Genomic DNA, 15,392 nt, shown 5'->3' with positions numbered 1-15,392 from the left:
GATGAATGACCTTCTCCATCTGGCGCAGCGCATGATGCTGAGGGCCCATGCGCCCTATTCGAAGTTCCATGTCGGCGCCGCGCTGCGCGCCGAGGACGGCTCGATCCATGGCGGCTGCAACGTCGAGAACGCGGCCTATCCGCAGGGGCTTTGCGCCGAGGCGGGCGCCATCGCGGCGCTGGTCGCGTCGGGCAACAAGCGTATCCTCGAATGCGTCGTGGTCGGCCCCGGCCCGGAAGTCATCACGCCGTGTGGCGGTTGCCGCCAGAAGCTGCGCGAGTTCGCCGGCGACGAGATGCCGGTCCATCTCTGTGGTCCCGACGGGCTGCATCGCACGGTGACCCTGGGGCAGCTCCTGCCGATGTCCTTCGGTCCGCAACATTTCGGCTGACCGTGAGCGATATCCTCGAACGCGCCGCGCCTGGTTTTCGGCCGAAGGTTGCCCTGATCCTCGGCTCGGGGCTCGGCAGCTTCGTGGAAGAGGTGGCTGAGGTCGCAGCGCTTCCCTATGCCGAGCTGCCGGGCTTTCCGCAGCCGACGGTCGGCGGCCATGCCGGGCGCCTGGTGCTGGGGCATGTCGGCCCGACTCCCGTCGCCGTTATGCAGGGCCGCGCGCATTACTACGAGCGCGGCAAGGCCGACGAGATGCGGGGCGCCATCGAGGCCGTGGCGAAACTCGGCTGCGAGACCCTGCTGCAGACCAATGCCGCCGGCAGCCTGCGGCTCGACATGCCGCCAGGCTCGGTCATGGCGATCAGCGATCACATCAACTTCGCCGGCATCAATCCGCTGTTCGGCATCGGGCCGGGCGACAGCCGCTTCGTCGACATGATCGACGCCTATGATCCGGCCTTGCGTGCGAAACTGATGGAAGCGGCAAAGGCGGCGAACGTGGTCTGCCACGAGGGCGTCTACATCTTCTTCAGCGGGCCGAGCTTCGAGACGCCGGCCGAGATCCGCGCCGCGCGGGTGCTGGGCGCCGATGCGGTCGGCATGTCGACCGCGCCCGAGACCATTCTGGCGCGCCATGCCGGCCTGAAAGTCGCGGCGCTGTCGCTGATGACGAACTATGCCGCGGGCCTCGTGCCCGGCGTGCTGGCGCACGAGCAGACGCTCTCGGTGGCGGCTGCGGCGGCAAGCAAGGTTCGCGTCGTGCTGCGTACCTTCCTCGAACGCTACGCCTAGCCGCGATGCTGCCGCAGGAGATCATCCGCCGGAAGCGCGATGGGCACGAACTCTCCGCCCAGGAGATCGCCTTCGTCGTGCGCGGTATCCATGACGGCAGCCTGAGCGAGGGTCAGGTCGCGGCCTTCGCGATGACCGTGTTCTTTCGCGGCATGACCGTGCCCGAGAGAGTCGCGCTGACCTTGGGCCTCGCGCGCTCGGGTATCATGCTCGACTGGCGCGATCTCGGCCTGCCCGGCCCGGTCATCGACAAGCATTCGAGCGGCGGCGTCGGCGACAAGGTGAGCCTGATGCTGGCGCCGATCGTGGCGGCCTGCGGCGGCTTCGTGCCGATGATTTCCGGCCGTGGTCTCGGCCATACCGGCGGCACGCTCGACAAGCTCTCGTCGATCTCGGGCTATGACGTGCAGCCCGACATCGCGACGTTCCGCAAGGTCGTGCGCGAGGTCGGTTGCGCGGTGATCGGCCAGACCGACGATCTCGCGCCCGCCGACCGGCGGCTCTACGCGACGCGCGACATCAGCGGCAGCGTCGAATCGATCCCGCTGCTGGTGAGCTCGATCCTCAGCAAGAAGGTCGCCGAGGGGCTCGACGGTTTGGTGATGGACGTGAAGTGCGGCTCCGGCGCCTTCTGCGACACCGAGGAGATGGCGCGCGACCTGGCGCAAAGCCTCGTGGACGTCGCCAACCAGGCCGGGCTGCCGACGGTGGCGCTGATCACCGACATGGACCGGGTGCTGGGCCGTGAGGTCGGCAACGCGCTCGAAGTAACCGAGACGGTGGCCTATCTCACCGGCAACGGCACGCGCGAGCCGCGCCTGCACGAGGTCACCATGGCGCTGGCCGGCGAGATGCTGGCGCTGGGCAAGCTGGCGTCGGACGCCGCCGAGGGCCGGGCAAAGGCCGAAGCGGCGCTGGCCGACGGCCGTGCGGCGGAGGTGTTCGCCCGCATGGTCTCGGCACTGGGCGGGCCCGATGATTTTCTCGAACACAGCGGCCGTTATCTCGGCCATGCCCCGGTCGTGCGGCCCTGCACCGCCGAACGCTCCGGCCATATCGCCGGCATGAATGCACGCGAGGTCGGTATTGCCGTCGTGGCGCTGGGGGGAGGGCGCCGTCATGCCGACGACGCCATCGATCCCGCGGTAGGCCTCACCGAGTTCGTCGATGTCGGCCAGCGTATCCGCAGCGGCGAGCCGCTGTGCCTCGTGCATGCCGCCAGCGATGCCGATGCCGACGAGGCGATTGCCCTGATCCGCCGCGCCGTTCGTATCGAAGACCAGGCGCCTGTCGAGCGCCCGGCGATCATGGAAAGAGTGGCGCTGTGATCGACCTCGAAGCCTATGCGCGCGACGGCTTCGCGATCCTGCCGGACTTCGTGACGGCGGCGGAATGCGAGGCGCTCAAGGCGCGGGCGGCCGAGCTGGTGGCGGGCTTCGATCCGGGCACCGCACCCACCGCCTTCTCGACGCGCGACCAGGCGCATGCACGTGACCGTTATTTCCGCGAGTCCGGTGTTGCCATCCGCTACTTCGTCGAGGAGGAGGCGCCGGACAAGCTGAACAAGATCGGCCATGCGCTGCACGACCTCGATCCGGTGTTCGAGCGTTTCTCGCGCCAGCCGCGTATGGCCGCACTCGCCCGCGAACTCGGACTCGCGGCGCCGCTGCTGCTGCAGTCGATGTATCTCTTCAAACAGCCGCATGTCGGCGCCGAGGTCGGCTGGCACCAGGACGCGACCTTCCTGCGCACCGATCCGCCGAGCGTCACCGGGTTCTGGATCGCCCTCGACGATGCCGACCGCGACAATGGCTGCCTGGTGGCCCTGCCGGGCGCCCATCGCGGGCCGCTGCGCCAATGGTTCGGCTATGAGGGCGACAACCTCGTCACCCGGACGGTCGATGCCACGCCCTGGCCGGCGGTCGAGCCGGTGGCGCTAAAAGTCCGGCGCGGCACGCTGATCGTGCTGCATGGGCTGTTGCCGCATGCCAGCACGGCCAACCGCTCGTCACGACAACGTCATGCCTACAGCTTGCACCTGATCGACGGTCGGGCCGATTATCCGGGGGACAACTGGCTGCAACGCCCCGACCTGCCGCTCCGAGGTTTCGCGTGATTCCCAAGGCTGAAATCCACTGCCACCTCGAAGGCTCGATCCCGCCGAAGCTCGCCATCGAACTGGCGGATCGCAATGGCATCGCCCTGCCGCCGAACCTGTTCGACGCCAAGGGCCACTACGCCTGGACGGATTTCTGGAGCTTCCTCGAGTCCTACGACCGCGTCTGCACCGCGCTCAAGAAGGCGCGCGACTTCCGCGACGTGATCTACACTTATCTCGCCGGCGCGGCGCGCGAGGGCGCGGTCTATGTCGAGATGTTCTGCTCGCCCGAGCGGCCGGCGGCGCTTGGCATCTCCTATGCCGATTGGCTCGGTGCGCTGGTCCAGGGCATCGACGACGCGCAGCGCGACTTCGGCATCGTCGGCCGCATCGTCATCATCTGCATCCGCCATCTGGGACCGGAGCGGGCTACCGCGATGGTCCGCGCGATGATCGCCGAGCCGCACCCCTATGTCGTGGGCTTCGGCATGGGGGGTGACGAGGCCAAGCTCGCGCCCATCGACTTCGCGCCGGCCTATCGCCTGGCGCATGAGCACGGCTATGGCTGCACCGTGCATGCCGGCGAGGTCGTCGGCCCGGAGAGCGTGTGGGCTGCCATCCGCGACCTGCCGGTGACGCGCATCGGGCATGGCGTGCGCTCGGCGGACGATCCGGCGTTGATGGCGGAGCTGGTGCGGCGCGGCATCGTCCTCGAAGTCTGCCCGGGCAGCAACATCGCGCTTGGCCTTTATCCCGACCGCGCCGCGCATCCGCTGCACCGGCTGATCGAGGCAGGCGTGCGGGTCACGCTGAACTCCGACGATCCGCCGTTCTTCCACACCACGCTCGGCACCGAATACGACCTGGCGGGTCTCGACGAGCGCGGCCTGCGCGCCATCTGCCGCACGACCATCGAGGCGTCCTTCGCCGACGAGGCGACGAAGCGGCAATTGCTGGCGGGGATCGCGCCATGACGGCACGCAAGACCCTGATCCTGGGCGTCCTGCTGGCGGCGCTGTCGGGCGGCGCGGTGCGAGCGCAGGAGACGCGGCCGGCGCACGACATGCTGCTGGCCAATCTCTGGATGCAGCGCGCCGTCGAATACAAGGCCAATGCGCTCTCGATCTATGCCCTGGCGCGCCTCCGTCTCGACGAGGCGCTGGCCGACAAGAACTGGACGGCGGCGCCGGCCGAGCAGAAGGGCGACTTCCAGAATCTGCCGCCGGCGGTCGTGCTCGATGTCGACGAGACCGTGCTCGACAATTCGAAGTACGAAGTCTGGCTGATGCGGGCCGACCAGAGTTTCAGCACCAAGACCTGGAACCAGTTCTGCGCGGCGCAGATTTCGGCGGCGATCCCCGGCGCCGTCGAGTTCACGAAGTACGCCGATTCGAAAGGCGTAAAGGTGTTCTACGTCACCAATCGCGGCGCGGAGACCGAGAAGGACACCCGCGAGAACATGCAGAAGCTCGGCTTTCCCATGGGCGGGAACGTCGACACGTTCCTGATGCAGGGCGAGAAGCCGGAATGGACCGGCGCCAAGAGCGCGCGCCGCGCCGCGATCGCCCGGGATTACCGCGTGCTGCTGAACATCGGCGACAATCTCGGCGACTTCGACGACCGCTACCGCACCAGCGAGGCCGATCGCATCAAGGCCTTCGAGGCCGGCATGCCCTATTGGGGCAAGCAATGGCTGATGCTGGCCAACCCAACCTACGGTTCGTTCGACACGGCGCCCTACGGCCACGACTTCAAGAAGTCGCGCGACGAGCAGCGCAAGGCCAAGTGGGACGTGCTGGAAGGGTGGAGCGGGCCGGCGCCTTAAAACGCACCAAGCCAGTCGCAAAAAAAAGCCCGTCGTCCTGAGCGGAGCGCCGAAGGCGCGCAGTCGAAGGACCTCTTTTCCGGCGCACGAATGGTTGAAGCGAAAAGAGGTCCTTCGACTGCGCCGCCCTTTGGGCGGCTTCGCTCAGGACGACGGGCTCTTTTCAGATCGCGACCTCGGTCTCGGCGTCGAACAGGTGCAGGCGTTCGGGCTTCAGGGACAGGCGCAGCCGGTCGTTGCTGCGGATGCGCATCGTGGGCTCGACGCTGGCGACGACCGTTGCCGGTCCGACCCGCGTGTCGAGCAGGATTTCCGAGCCGAGCTGTTCCACGACTTCGACATTGGCATCGAAGCAGAGATCGGGCGGGTCCCGGTCGGTCGCGACGTGCACGTCCTCGGGGCGGATGCCCAGGGTGACGGTGCGGCCGGCCTTGGCGCGGGCCCGTGCGGCGAGCGCGCCCGGCAGGGCGAGGCGCAGGCCGGGGGCTTCTGCGACGACGGCGCCGTTGCTCTCGTTCAACGTCGCATCGATGAAGTTCATCGCCGGCGAACCGATGAAGCCCGCCACGAAGCGGTTGGCCGGCGTGTTGTAGAGTTCGAGCGGCTCGCCGACCTGCTGCACCCAGCCGTCCTTCATCACGACGACGCGGTCGCCCAGGGTCATCGCCTCGACCTGGTCGTGCGTCACGTAGATCGCCGTCGTGCCCAGCCGCTCGTGCAGCTTCTTCAGCTCGACCCGCATCTGCACGCGCAGCTTGGCGTCGAGATTGGACAGCGGCTCGTCGAACAGGAAGACCTTGGGATCGCGCACGATCGCGCGGCCCAGCGCCACCCTCTGTCGCTGGCCGCCGGAGAGCTGGCGCGGCTTGCGTTCCAGCAGGTTTTCTATGCCGAGGATGGCGGCGGCGCGCTTGATGCGGGTCTCGATCTCGGGTTTGGCGAACTTCCGCATCTTCAGGCCAAAGGCCATGTTGCCGGCGACGCTCATGTGCGGATAGAGCGCGTAGTTCTGGAACACCATGGCGATGTCGCGATCCATCGGCGGGACCTCGTTCACCACCGAATCGTCGATCAGGATCTGGCCCGAGCTGATGGCTTCTAGGCCCGCCACCATGCGCAAGGTCGTCGTCTTGCCGCAGCCGGAGGGGCCGACCAGCACGACGAACTCCTTGTCGCGGATTTCGAGGTCGACGTCCTTCACCACATGGGTGACGTCGAACATCTTGTTGAGCTTGCGGATGCTGACCTCGGCCATGATGCGCTACCCCTTGACCGAGCCGGTGAGGCCCGAGACGTAGTGTTCGACGAAGAATGAATAGACGATCGCGACCGGGATCGAGCCCAGCAGGGCGCCGGCCATCAGCGGGCCCCAGAAGAACACGTCGCCGCGGATCAGCTCCGAGGTGACGCCGACGGGAACGGTCTTCTGGTCCGGCGAGGACAGGAAGACGAGGGCGTAGATGAACTCGTTCCACGAGAGCGTGAAGGCGATGATGCCCGAGGACAGGATACCGGGCACGGCGACCGGGATGACGATGTAGACCATCGCCTTCCAGCGCGACGCGCCGTCGATCCGTGCGCACTCCTCCAGCTCCTTCGGGATAGCCTTGAAGTAGCCCATCATCAGCCAGGTGCAGAAGGGGATCAGGAAGGTCGGATAGGTCAGGATCAGCGACCACGGCGTGTCACCGAGCTGGAAGTTGCGGATGATCTCGGCCAGCGGGATGAACAGCAGCGTCTGCGGCACCAGGTAGGTGATGAAGATCGCGGTGCCGAGTCCGCCGGCATAGGGGAAGTTGAGGCGGGCCAGCGCATAGCCCGCCAGCACGCCGCAGAACAGCGAGATCACCGTCGACACGAAGGCGATCACCATCGTGTTCAGCATCCAGCGCATGAAGTTCGTTTCCTCGAACAGGTACTTGATGTGTTCGAGGGTCGGATTGTTGGTCCAGAACGGCATGTAGTTGGCGGCGTTCCACGGCCGGTAGAGTTCGCCGTCGGGCCGGAAGGTCGTGATGATCATCCAGTAGAACGGGAACAGCAGGACGAACACGAACAGGATCAGCGGGATGTTGTAGAAGACCCATCGCCGCCACAGCGCGCCTTCGATCATCAGCGGGTCTCCCGGCTCATCTGGTTTCAACCCGTCTGATGTAGAGGAGCTGCACGACCACGATGATGAACAGGAACGGGAACATCGCGAGCGAGATTGCAGCGCCCTCGGCCAGCAGCCCGGTTCCGATGCCGAGCTGGTAGGCGTAGGTGGCGAAGAGGTGCGTGGCGTTGGCGGGCCCGCCGCCGGTCATGACGTAGACGAGCTGGAAGTCGGCGAAGGTCTGGATCACCGAGAACAGCACGACGACCAGGGTCACCGGCATGAGCAGCGGCCACGTGACATGCCAGAACCGCGCCCACGGACGCGCGCCGTCGATGGCGGCGGCCTCGTGCAGTTCCGGGCTGATGGTCTGCAGGCCGGCGAGAAGCGTGATGGCGAAGAACGGCACGCCGCGCCAGATGTTGATCACGATGATCGACGACATTGCGAGGTCGGCATCGCCCAGCCAGTTGATGCGCGTGGTGATCAGGCCGAGCTGGAACAGCGTCCAGTTGATGACGCTGAAGGTCGGGTCGAACATCCACTTCCAGGCGAAGGTCGAGAGCACGGTCGGGATGATGAACGGCAGGAGGATGAAGGCGCGGATGATCGCCTTGCCTCTGAAATGCCGGTTCAGCAGGATCGCCAGCCATAGGCCCAGCGCCAGCTTGAACACCGTCGTGACGCCCGTGTACCAGAACGTGTTCCACACGGTCGTGCGGAAGATGTTGTCGTTCCAGACCTTCTCGAAGTTCTTCAAGCCCACGAAGTGGCCGGGATCGCCGACGCGGGTGCTGCTGAGCGACAGCATGACACCCTCGAAGAAGGGATAGGCGATGAACAGGCCGAGCAGCACGGCCGTCGGCGTGAGCAGGACGAGCGCCAGCCAGCGCTCGTCCTCGAGACGCCGCAGACGCGGAGAGGGACGCTTGCCCTCCGCGCCTGCGAGTGCGGTTACGGCCATGATCCGGGCGCCTCTACGGGGCCGGGCTCAGACGTAGATCTTCTTGAGTTCGCCCTCGGCCCATTTCACCGCATCCTCGGCGGGCATGCCCTGCACCGCCTTGGCGTACATGTCGGTGACGATGTACTTCGACAGCGCTTCGGCGGCCTTGGCGTTCGGCGGGCCGGCATGGCCCGGCGCCTGGCCGAGCTTGGCCGCGACCTTGAACGGCGCCATGACGGGATCGTCGGTCCAGACCTTGTGGCCTTCCCACTTCTCGGTGCAGGGCGTGGCGAAGCCCTTCTGCGAGATGAACCACTTCTCGAAGTTCTTCTCGGCATGGATCCACTTCAGGAACTCCTTCGCGGGTTCCTGGTTCTTCGAATACTTCATCAGCATGTGCGACTGCAGCAGGTGCATGCCGAACTGTCCTGCAGGGCCCGCCGGCAGCGGCGAGTGCAGGATGTCCTTGTTCATCGGCGTGCCCTTCTCGGTCTGGTACTGCTCGGGCTTGCGCAGGGTCTCGATGTAGATCGAGGCGCCGTTCAAGGTCGCCGAGATCGTCTGAGACAGGAAGGCGCGGTTGTTGTTGGTGTCGTCCCACGCGAGGCCGCCCTCGTCGCAGCCGTCCTTCCAGAAGCCCTGCATGAACTTCACCGACTCGAGCGTCGCCGGCGAGTTGATGATGACCTTGCCGGCGGGATCGACCTCCATGCCGCCCCACGACCACAGGTAGGGATAGGTGAAGGTCGGCGCGTCACCGAACGTGTGGCCGAGCGTCTGGCCGATCGGATGGCCCTTGGCCTTCAGTTTCTTGGCGACGTCGCGATACTCGACCCAGGTCTTGGGGAAGGAGGTGGCGCCCACTTCCTCGAACCACGACTTGCGATAGGCGATCATGCCGCCGATTACCGCCCATGGCATGCCCATGAACATCTTGCCGTCGCTGCAGATCGTGCGGGCGTACTTGTACATGCCGCCTTCCGCCTTCGCGACGGACTCGGCGATGTCGGTGAGGTCGACCACGCTGTTGGAATACAGATAGGTCTGGTTGTTGAACGCCATGATCAGGTCGGGACCGGCGCCCGACTGGATCCCCGCGGTCACGCGCGGCTGCAGGTCGTTGCCGTTGACCGTCTCGAGATTGATCTTGAGGCCCAAGGCCTTCTCGGCCTCCGGCAGCATCTCCTTACGGAGCAGCGCATCCGAGGCCGGCACGAAGTCGACCCACTTGAGCCAGTGGACCGTTCTCTGCTGGGCAAAGGCGGGCATCCGGCCGGTTGCGAGAATGACGGCCATGCCGCCCATGGACGCAGCGGCAGCGCCGCCGGCAAGCTTAAGCACGCTACGACGCTTAGTCTTGGCCATGTTGTCCTCCCAAGGACTGCCGCCTCGTTGGACGGCTTTGTGATTGCCGTCATCGTAGGCATCTGGGAGGACATGGCGCAAGCCGGCATACGGAATTTTTACCGGCGATATTAGGTATCGCCTGGCGAATCCCTATTCGAGCAGCGACCGCAGCATCCAGGCCGACTGTTCGTGAACGGTCAGGCGCTGCGTCAACAGATCGGCGGTCGGCTCGTCGCCGGCCTTGTCGGCCAGCGGGAAGATGCCGCGCGCGGTGCGGGCCACGGCCTCGTGGCCGGTGACGAGGATGCTCACCATGTCGAGCGCCTTGGGCGGCTTGGCCGGCGCATCGGCCAGCGAGCTCAGTTTGCCGAACTGGCCGTAGGAGCCGGGGGCGGGATAGCCGAGCGAGCGGATGCGCTCAGCGATCGGATCGACGGCGTTCCAGAGCTCGGTGTACTGGGGTCATGAACATCGTGTGGAGCGACGTGAACATCGGCCCCGTGACGTTCCAGTGGAAGTTGTGCGTCGTGAGATAGAGCGTGTAGGTGTCGGCCAGCAGATGGCTCAGCCCCTCGGCGATCTTCTTGCGGTCTGCTTCCTTGATGCCGATCGAGATGGCGGGTGACTTTGCCATGGGCTGCTCCTTGGATGGTCCGGCGAAGGTATCGGGCCTTCCCACGCGGACAAGCCGGGCGAACGTCGAGGTCTTTCCGCTTCAAATTCACCCGCACAACCTCATCCTGAGGAGCGCGCCGCAGGCGTGCGTCTCGAAGGATGGGCGACAGGCGTGGTGCTCGTGCCCACCCTTCGAGACGCGGTCCTGCGGACCGCTCCTCAGGGTGAGGTCGTTGCTGGGCGAAAGCTCTAAAGCAACTCCGGATCGAGCGTGAACAGGTCCTGCGCCTTGCCGACGCCGCGCAGCGCGAAGCGGCCGACGGAGACCATGCGGGTACGTTCCTCGGCGGGAAGCGCCTCGGCGAAGGTCGAGGAGACGAGCAGGGGACGGTCGACCGAGCGGCACATCGAGGCGATGCGGCTGGTCTCGTTGACCGCGGGACCGACGACGGTGAAGTCGAGCCGGTCGAAGCTGCCGATGTTGCCGTAGAACACTTCGCCGACATGCAGGCCGATATAGACGTTGGTGATCGGATGCTCCTCGGCCTGTCGCTTCTCGTTCAGCTCCTTCATGCGTGCCCGCAAATTCTCCTCGGCGCGCAACGCGCACCGGCAGGCCTCGGCCGGATCGTCGGCCCGGAAGACCGCGAGCGTTCCGTCGCCGATCAGCTTCAGCACGTCGCCGCCGGCCTCGTGGATCGAGGTGATGACCGCCTCGGCATAGTCGTTCAGGAGCGGGATGATCTCGCTGGGCTGGGCCTTGTCGGTGATGGCGGTGAAGCTGCGCAGGTCGGAGAACCAGAGCGCTGCCTCGATGCGATCGGCGACGCCGCGCTGGATCCTGCCTTCGAGCACCCGCCGGCCGGCATCGCGGCCGAGATACACCTGGACCAGCGTGTCGGCGATGCGCGCCAGGGCGGCGCTCTTGATCGTGAGGGCCAGCGCCGGCACCAGGCGGCGTAGTGCCACGATATTGGCGTCGCTGAAGCCTTCCGAATGGCGCGTCGACCAGGCTGAATAGACGCCATCCATGTCGCCGATCTTGGTATCGCCGGCGAAGCGATGGATGAAGACGATATAGTCGGTGTGCCCGAGGTCCTTCATATCCTGGATGATGCTGAAGTCGGCCTCTTCGCCGAAGCCGATGCGGCGACGCAGCTCTTCTCCGCCGGTCTCGAGCAGATGGAAGAAGGGGCTGCGTTGCCACGACTCGGCGGCAGGACCGCCCTGATCGGTGCGGGCATAGTCCGTGGCGGCTTCTTCCTCGACGGAATCGTCGCGCCAGCGATAGATGCGACCTTCATGTACGGGATGCAGCGTGTCGATGAAGGACAGCGCGCGCGAGAGCATGAGGCCGGCTTCGCGGCACTTCTCGCAGAATTCGCGCAGGAGCTGGGCCTCGTCCGCCCCGTCGAGGCCGCGGCGGACGATCCAGTCGAGAAGGATATCGGTATCGAGTGGGGTCATGGGGCTTCTAGCCCCATCAACTCACGCGGTCGCGGAAATGACAAGCCGCGCGATGGCCGGGCGAGACCTCGCCGAACGCCGGATACTCGGCCACGCAGACGTCGGCCTTGAGCGGGCAGCGCGGATTGAAGTGACAGCCCGGCGGCGGATTGAGGGCGCTCGCGATCTCGCCGCGCGCCTTGGCATTGGCGCCGATGGCGGCGCGATGGAACGGGTCGGGGATCGCCGCGATCAGCGCGCGCGTATAGGGATGGCGCGGGTTCTCGAAAATCTCCTGCCAGCCGCCCTGCTCGACGATGCGGCCGAGATACATCACGGCCACGCGGTCGCTGACATGTTCGACCACGCCGAGATCGTGGCTGATCATGATGTAGGACAGACCCATCTCGTCCTTGAGTTCGAGCAGGAGATTGATGATCTGGGCGCGGATCGAGACGTCGAGCGCCGACACCGGCTCGTCGCAGAGCACGAGCTTGGGCTTCAGGATCAGCGCGCGGGCGATGCCGATGCGCTGGCGCTGGCCGCCGGAGAATTCGTGCGGATAGCGGTCGGCCTGCTCGGGGCGAAGTCCGACCTTGGCCATCATGTCGATGACGCGGGCCTCGACCTCGGCCTTGTCGGTGACGCCGTGCAGGCGCAGCGGATCGGCCAAAGTCCGACGCACGGTCTGGCGCGGATTGAGCGAGGCGTAGGGGTCCTGGAAGACCATCTGCACCGTGCGCGCCATCTTCATGCGGTCGGGCGGCGTGCTGCCGGAGATCTGCTGGCCGTCGATGCCGATCGTGCCGCGCGTCGGCGGCAGCAGGCCCATGATGGCGAGTGCGAGCGTGGACTTGCCGCAGCCCGATTCGCCCACGAGGCCCAGGCACTCGCCCGGCTTCACATCAAGCGTGACGCCGTCGACCGCCTTCAGTGTCCGGACGCCGCCGCCCAGCGCATTGCCGATCTTGAAATGAACCGCGAGGTCGTCGAGCGAGAGCAGGCCGTCAGCCATGATGATGGCACCTCACGAGACCTTCGGCCGGCAGCGGTGTCGCGTCGGGCACGACCGAACGGCAGACGTCGGTGACGGCGGGGCAGCGCGGGTTGAACCGGCAGCCCGGCGGATAGTTGGCGATCGAGGGCACGACACCGGAAATCTCGCGCAGCTTCTGGCGGCCGCGCCGTGCGCGTTCGCCGAGGCGCGGCAGCGAATCGATCAGCCCTTGAGTGTAGGGATGGCTCGGCCGCGCGAAGATCGCGTCCGCCACCTGGCTCTCGACGATGCGGCCGGCATACATGACGGCGACGCGCTTGCACATGTTGGCGACCAGCCCGAGATCGTGGCTGATCATCAGGACCGCCGTGCCCTTGGCCGCGCAAAGCTCGGCCATCAGGTCGATGATCTCGGCCTGCACCGTGACGTCGAGCGCCGTGGTCGGCTCGTCGGCCACCAGCAGGTCGGGGCCGCAGGCCAGCGCAATGGCGATCATCACCCTCTGGCGCATGCCGCCCGAGAGCTGGTGCGGGTAATCCTTGATGCGGCGCTCGGGCGAGGGCACGCGGACCTGGCGCAGCGCATCCTCGGCGCGATCCATCGCCTCGTTCCAGCTGGCGCCCTGGTGCAGCACGAACATCTCGGCGATCTGCTTGCCGACCGGCGACAGCGGATTGAGCGCGGTCATCGGCTCCTGGAAGATCATGGCGATGCGCTTGCCGCGCAGGCGCCGCATCTCGGCGGCGGAGACGTTCTGGATTTCCTCGCCGTCGAGCACGATCTTGCCGCCGCCCAGTGACAGCGGTCGGCGCAACAGGCCCATCACCGAGAGCGCGGTGATGCTCTTGCCGCAGCCCGATTCGCCCACCAGCCCGAAGGCCTCGCCACGGCCGATCTCGAACGAGACGTTCTCGACCGCATTGTAGGTGACGCCGTCACCGGCCAGCGCGATGCGCAGGTTCTCGACCTTGAGGAGGGGCGTGGTCATCGTGCCCTCAGCCCCGCCGCGTCGTCGATTGCGGGTCGAGATAGTCGCGCAGGCCGTCGCCCAGCAGGTTGAGGCCGAGCACGGTGAAGAAGATGGCGAGGCCGGGGAAGACCGACAGCCACGGCGCGGTGGTGATCTGGTCGCGCGCCTCCGACAGCATGCTGCCCCAGCTCGGGAAGGGCGGGCGGATGCCGAGGCCGAGGAACGAAAGGGCTGCTTCGGCGAGGATGGCGCCGCCCATGCCGAGGGTCGCGATGACGATCAGCGGGCCGAGGATATTGGGCAGGACCTGCGTGAACATGATCCGCAGGTCGCCATAGCCCAGGATGCGCGCGGCCTGGATGTAGCCCTGGCTCTTCAGCGACAGGACCTGGGCGCGCGCGATGCGGCAGGAATAGGACCAGCTGGTTAGGCCGAGCGCGATGACGAGGCTGACGAGGCCCGGTCCCAGGATCGCCATGATGGCGAGTGCGAAGACCAGCGAGGGGATCGCCAGCATCAGGTTGGTGAGGCCGCTCACCATATCGTCCCACCAGCCGCCCCAGTAACCCGCGGTGAGGCCGAGCGTGACGCCGATCAGGCTGTTGCAGATCTGGCTGATGATGCCGACGCTCAGCGACACGCGCGCGCCCCACACGATGCGGGAATAGATGTCGCGGCCCTGCGCGTCGGTGCCGAACGGGAACTCCCAGCAGGGCGGGATCTCGGCGTTCATCAGGTTGGCGTCGAGCACCGGATCGGTCAGCGCGATCCACGGCGCCAGGATCGCCGAGCAGATGGCGATGGCGACCAGGCCGCCGCCGACCCAGAGGGACGATCCGCCCTTCAACCGCAGGCGAGGGAGCTTCAGGGCAATGCTCATCGGTACCGGATCCGGGGGTCGATCACGACGTAGGCGATGTCGACCAGCGTGTTGATGACGAGGAAGAACAGCACGATCATCAGGATGCAGCCCTGGACCGTCGGCATGTCGCGCTGGAACACCGAGTCGACCATCAGCGAGCCGACGCCGGGCCAGGCGAACAGCTTCTCGACGACGACCGCCTGGCCCATCAGCGAGCCGAACTGCAGGCCGACGATGGTGATGACCAGGACCAGCGCGTTGCGCAGCACGTGCCATTCGACGACGCGGCGCTCGCTCATGCCCTTGCTGCGCGCGGTGCGGACGAAGTCGGCGTTGAGCACGTCGAGCACGGCGGCGCGCGTGGTGCGGGCGAGCAGGGCCATCGGCCCGACGCCGAGCGCAATCGCCGGCAGGATGAGGTTGCGCAGGCCGCCATCGCCGTAGCCGAAACTCGGCAGCCACTGGAGCTTGAGCGCGAACAGGTACATCAGCATCAGGCCGAACCAGAACTGGCTAAGCGAGAGGCCGGAGATGGCACCGACCATGGCGGCGGTATCTATGAAACTCCCGGGCTTGAGTGCGGCCAGGAAGCCCAGAGTGACGCCGATCAGGATGGCGAAGGTCATGGCCGCGAGGACCAGCTTCAGCGACGGCCAGATGCGCCCGGCCAGCATCTTGGTGACCGGCTCGCGCGTGCGGAAGGAGGTGCCGAGATCGCCCGTGGCGGTGGCGGCGACGTATTTGGCGAAGCGCTCGACCAGCGGGTCGTCGAGGCCCATCTCCTTGCGCATGCGCTCCATGACCGCGGGGTCGATGGTCGAGCGGCCGTCCTCGTTCATGCCCGAGATGAAGCTGCCGGGCAGGACGGAGAAGAGCAGGAAGACGAGCGCCACGACGGCGAGCAGCGTCGGGATGATGTTGGCGAGGCGACGGCCGAGGACGAGGAGCATTGCGGGGATTCTAAAGGTCCCGCGCCGTCCCCCGGAGTGACAGGGAGCCTGTCATC

The 15,392-nt window shown here is 66.5% G+C and carries 17 protein-coding genes; 6 read left to right on the top strand and 11 right to left on the bottom strand.

Annotated features, from left to right (window positions below):
* Position 1: 1 nt before the first annotated feature.
* The 6 genes from AC1RP5_RS27760 to AC1RP5_RS27735 are packed head-to-tail and all read left to right on the top strand — an operon-like array spanning position 2 to position 5,108.
* Complete coding sequence (locus AC1RP5_RS27760; RefSeq protein ID WP_493116042.1) at positions 2–391, top strand: cytidine deaminase; 390 nt, start codon at positions 2–4, stop codon at positions 389–391.
* Positions 392–393: 2 nt separating this feature from the next.
* Positions 394–1,185: a purine-nucleoside phosphorylase gene (locus AC1RP5_RS27755; protein ID WP_493116041.1), complete on the top strand. Its 792-nt coding sequence runs from the start codon at positions 394–396 to the stop codon at positions 1,183–1,185.
* Between the two features lie 5 nt (positions 1,186–1,190).
* Positions 1,191–2,513: a thymidine phosphorylase gene (deoA, locus tag AC1RP5_RS27750; protein WP_493116040.1), complete on the top strand. Its 1,323-nt coding sequence runs from the start codon at positions 1,191–1,193 to the stop codon at positions 2,511–2,513.
* A complete protein-coding gene (locus AC1RP5_RS27745; protein ID WP_493116039.1) occupies positions 2,510–3,301 on the top strand; it encodes a phytanoyl-CoA dioxygenase family protein in 792 nt (263 codons plus the stop codon). The genes deoA and AC1RP5_RS27745 overlap by 4 nt, the downstream gene beginning before the upstream one ends.
* Positions 3,298–4,257, top strand: coding sequence for an adenosine deaminase (gene add, locus AC1RP5_RS27740; RefSeq protein WP_493116038.1), 960 nt, complete (start codon positions 3,298–3,300; stop codon positions 4,255–4,257). Before AC1RP5_RS27745 ends, add begins: the two co-directional genes overlap by 4 nt.
* Complete coding sequence (locus AC1RP5_RS27735; RefSeq protein WP_493116037.1) at positions 4,254–5,108, top strand: 5'-nucleotidase, lipoprotein e(P4) family; 855 nt, start codon at positions 4,254–4,256, stop codon at positions 5,106–5,108. The genes add and AC1RP5_RS27735 overlap by 4 nt, the downstream gene beginning before the upstream one ends.
* A 163-nt stretch (positions 5,109–5,271) precedes the next feature.
* Here AC1RP5_RS27735 and AC1RP5_RS27730 read toward each other — a convergent pair whose 3' ends face one another.
* From AC1RP5_RS27730 to AC1RP5_RS27680, 11 genes are all read right to left on the bottom strand, one after another.
* On the bottom strand, positions 5,272–6,363 hold the full coding sequence (locus tag AC1RP5_RS27730; protein ID WP_493116036.1) for an ABC transporter ATP-binding protein: 1,092 nt from the start codon (positions 6,361–6,363) through the stop codon (positions 5,272–5,274).
* 6 nt (positions 6,364–6,369) lie between these two features.
* Positions 6,370–7,221 carry a carbohydrate ABC transporter permease gene (locus AC1RP5_RS27725; RefSeq protein WP_493116035.1) on the bottom strand — a complete coding sequence of 284 codons (852 nt, stop codon included), beginning with the start codon at positions 7,219–7,221 and terminating at the stop codon, positions 6,370–6,372.
* A 16-nt stretch (positions 7,222–7,237) separates the two neighbouring features.
* Positions 7,238–8,167 carry a carbohydrate ABC transporter permease gene (locus AC1RP5_RS27720; RefSeq protein ID WP_493116034.1) on the bottom strand — a complete coding sequence of 310 codons (930 nt, stop codon included), beginning with the start codon at positions 8,165–8,167 and terminating at the stop codon, positions 7,238–7,240.
* 27 nt (positions 8,168–8,194) lie between these two features.
* The gene (locus AC1RP5_RS27715; RefSeq protein WP_493116033.1) at positions 8,195–9,514 is read right to left on the bottom strand and encodes an ABC transporter substrate-binding protein; all 1,320 of its coding nucleotides are present in this window, start codon (positions 9,512–9,514) and stop codon (positions 8,195–8,197) included.
* A 132-nt stretch (positions 9,515–9,646) separates the two neighbouring features.
* Positions 9,647–9,910 carry a Dps family protein gene (locus AC1RP5_RS27710; protein WP_493116311.1) on the bottom strand — a complete coding sequence of 88 codons (264 nt, stop codon included), beginning with the start codon at positions 9,908–9,910 and terminating at the stop codon, positions 9,647–9,649.
* Between the two features lie 4 nt (positions 9,911–9,914).
* Positions 9,915–10,130: a Dps family protein gene (locus tag AC1RP5_RS27705; protein ID WP_493116032.1), complete on the bottom strand. Its 216-nt coding sequence runs from the start codon at positions 10,128–10,130 to the stop codon at positions 9,915–9,917.
* Positions 10,131–10,360: 230 nt separating this feature from the next.
* Positions 10,361–11,578 (bottom strand): adenylate/guanylate cyclase domain-containing protein, encoded by a 1,218-nt coding sequence (locus tag AC1RP5_RS27700; RefSeq protein WP_493116031.1) that lies wholly within the window; start codon positions 11,576–11,578, stop codon positions 10,361–10,363.
* Positions 11,579–11,594: 16 nt separating this feature from the next.
* Positions 11,595–12,572 (bottom strand): ABC transporter ATP-binding protein, encoded by a 978-nt coding sequence (locus tag AC1RP5_RS27695; protein WP_493116030.1) that lies wholly within the window; start codon positions 12,570–12,572, stop codon positions 11,595–11,597.
* A complete protein-coding gene (locus tag AC1RP5_RS27690) occupies positions 12,565–13,542 on the bottom strand; it encodes an ABC transporter ATP-binding protein (RefSeq protein ID WP_493116029.1) in 978 nt (325 codons plus the stop codon). The genes AC1RP5_RS27695 and AC1RP5_RS27690 overlap by 8 nt, the downstream gene beginning before the upstream one ends.
* A 7-nt stretch (positions 13,543–13,549) precedes the next feature.
* Positions 13,550–14,404 carry an ABC transporter permease gene (locus AC1RP5_RS27685; protein ID WP_493116028.1) on the bottom strand — a complete coding sequence of 285 codons (855 nt, stop codon included), beginning with the start codon at positions 14,402–14,404 and terminating at the stop codon, positions 13,550–13,552.
* The gene (locus AC1RP5_RS27680; RefSeq protein WP_493116027.1) at positions 14,401–15,336 is read right to left on the bottom strand and encodes an ABC transporter permease; all 936 of its coding nucleotides are present in this window, start codon (positions 15,334–15,336) and stop codon (positions 14,401–14,403) included. The genes AC1RP5_RS27685 and AC1RP5_RS27680 overlap by 4 nt, the downstream gene beginning before the upstream one ends.
* Between the last annotated feature and the right edge of the window lie 56 nt (positions 15,337–15,392).

It is taken from the genome of Reyranella sp. GW821-FHT12G01, from assembly GCF_058806575.1.
The sequence above is the reverse complement of the archived record's forward strand: the minus strand, read 5'-3'. Positions and strand labels throughout refer to the sequence as shown.

What these genes read in the sequence shown, in the direction of transcription:
- deoA (WP_493116040.1), top strand. Translation starts at nt 1,191, where the DNA reads ATGCTGCCGCAGGAGATCATCCGCCGGAAGCGCGATGGGCACGAACTC.
- AC1RP5_RS27735 (WP_493116037.1), top strand. Translation starts at nt 4,254, where the DNA reads ATGACGGCACGCAAGACCCTGATCCTGGGCGTCCTGCTGGCGGCGCTG.
- AC1RP5_RS27725 (WP_493116035.1), bottom strand. Translation starts at nt 7,221, where the DNA reads ATGATCGAAGGCGCGCTGTGGCGGCGATGGGTCTTCTACAACATCCCG.
- AC1RP5_RS27720 (WP_493116034.1), bottom strand. Translation starts at nt 8,167, where the DNA reads ATGGCCGTAACCGCACTCGCAGGCGCGGAGGGCAAGCGTCCCTCTCCG.
- AC1RP5_RS27715 (WP_493116033.1), bottom strand. Translation starts at nt 9,514, where the DNA reads ATGGCCAAGACTAAGCGTCGTAGCGTGCTTAAGCTTGCCGGCGGCGCT.
- AC1RP5_RS27730 (WP_493116036.1), bottom strand. Translation starts at nt 6,363, where the DNA reads ATGGCCGAGGTCAGCATCCGCAAGCTCAACAAGATGTTCGACGTCACC.
- AC1RP5_RS27700 (WP_493116031.1), bottom strand. Translation starts at nt 11,578, where the DNA reads ATGACCCCACTCGATACCGATATCCTTCTCGACTGGATCGTCCGCCGC.
- AC1RP5_RS27760 (WP_493116042.1), top strand. Translation starts at nt 2, where the DNA reads ATGAATGACCTTCTCCATCTGGCGCAGCGCATGATGCTGAGGGCCCAT.
- AC1RP5_RS27685 (WP_493116028.1), bottom strand. Translation starts at nt 14,404, where the DNA reads ATGAGCATTGCCCTGAAGCTCCCTCGCCTGCGGTTGAAGGGCGGATCG.
- AC1RP5_RS27695 (WP_493116030.1), bottom strand. Translation starts at nt 12,572, where the DNA reads ATGGCTGACGGCCTGCTCTCGCTCGACGACCTCGCGGTTCATTTCAAG.
- AC1RP5_RS27705 (WP_493116032.1), bottom strand. Translation starts at nt 10,130, where the DNA reads ATGGCAAAGTCACCCGCCATCTCGATCGGCATCAAGGAAGCAGACCGC.
- AC1RP5_RS27690 (WP_493116029.1), bottom strand. Translation starts at nt 13,542, where the DNA reads ATGACCACGCCCCTCCTCAAGGTCGAGAACCTGCGCATCGCGCTGGCC.
- AC1RP5_RS27680 (WP_493116027.1), bottom strand. Translation starts at nt 15,336, where the DNA reads ATGCTCCTCGTCCTCGGCCGTCGCCTCGCCAACATCATCCCGACGCTG.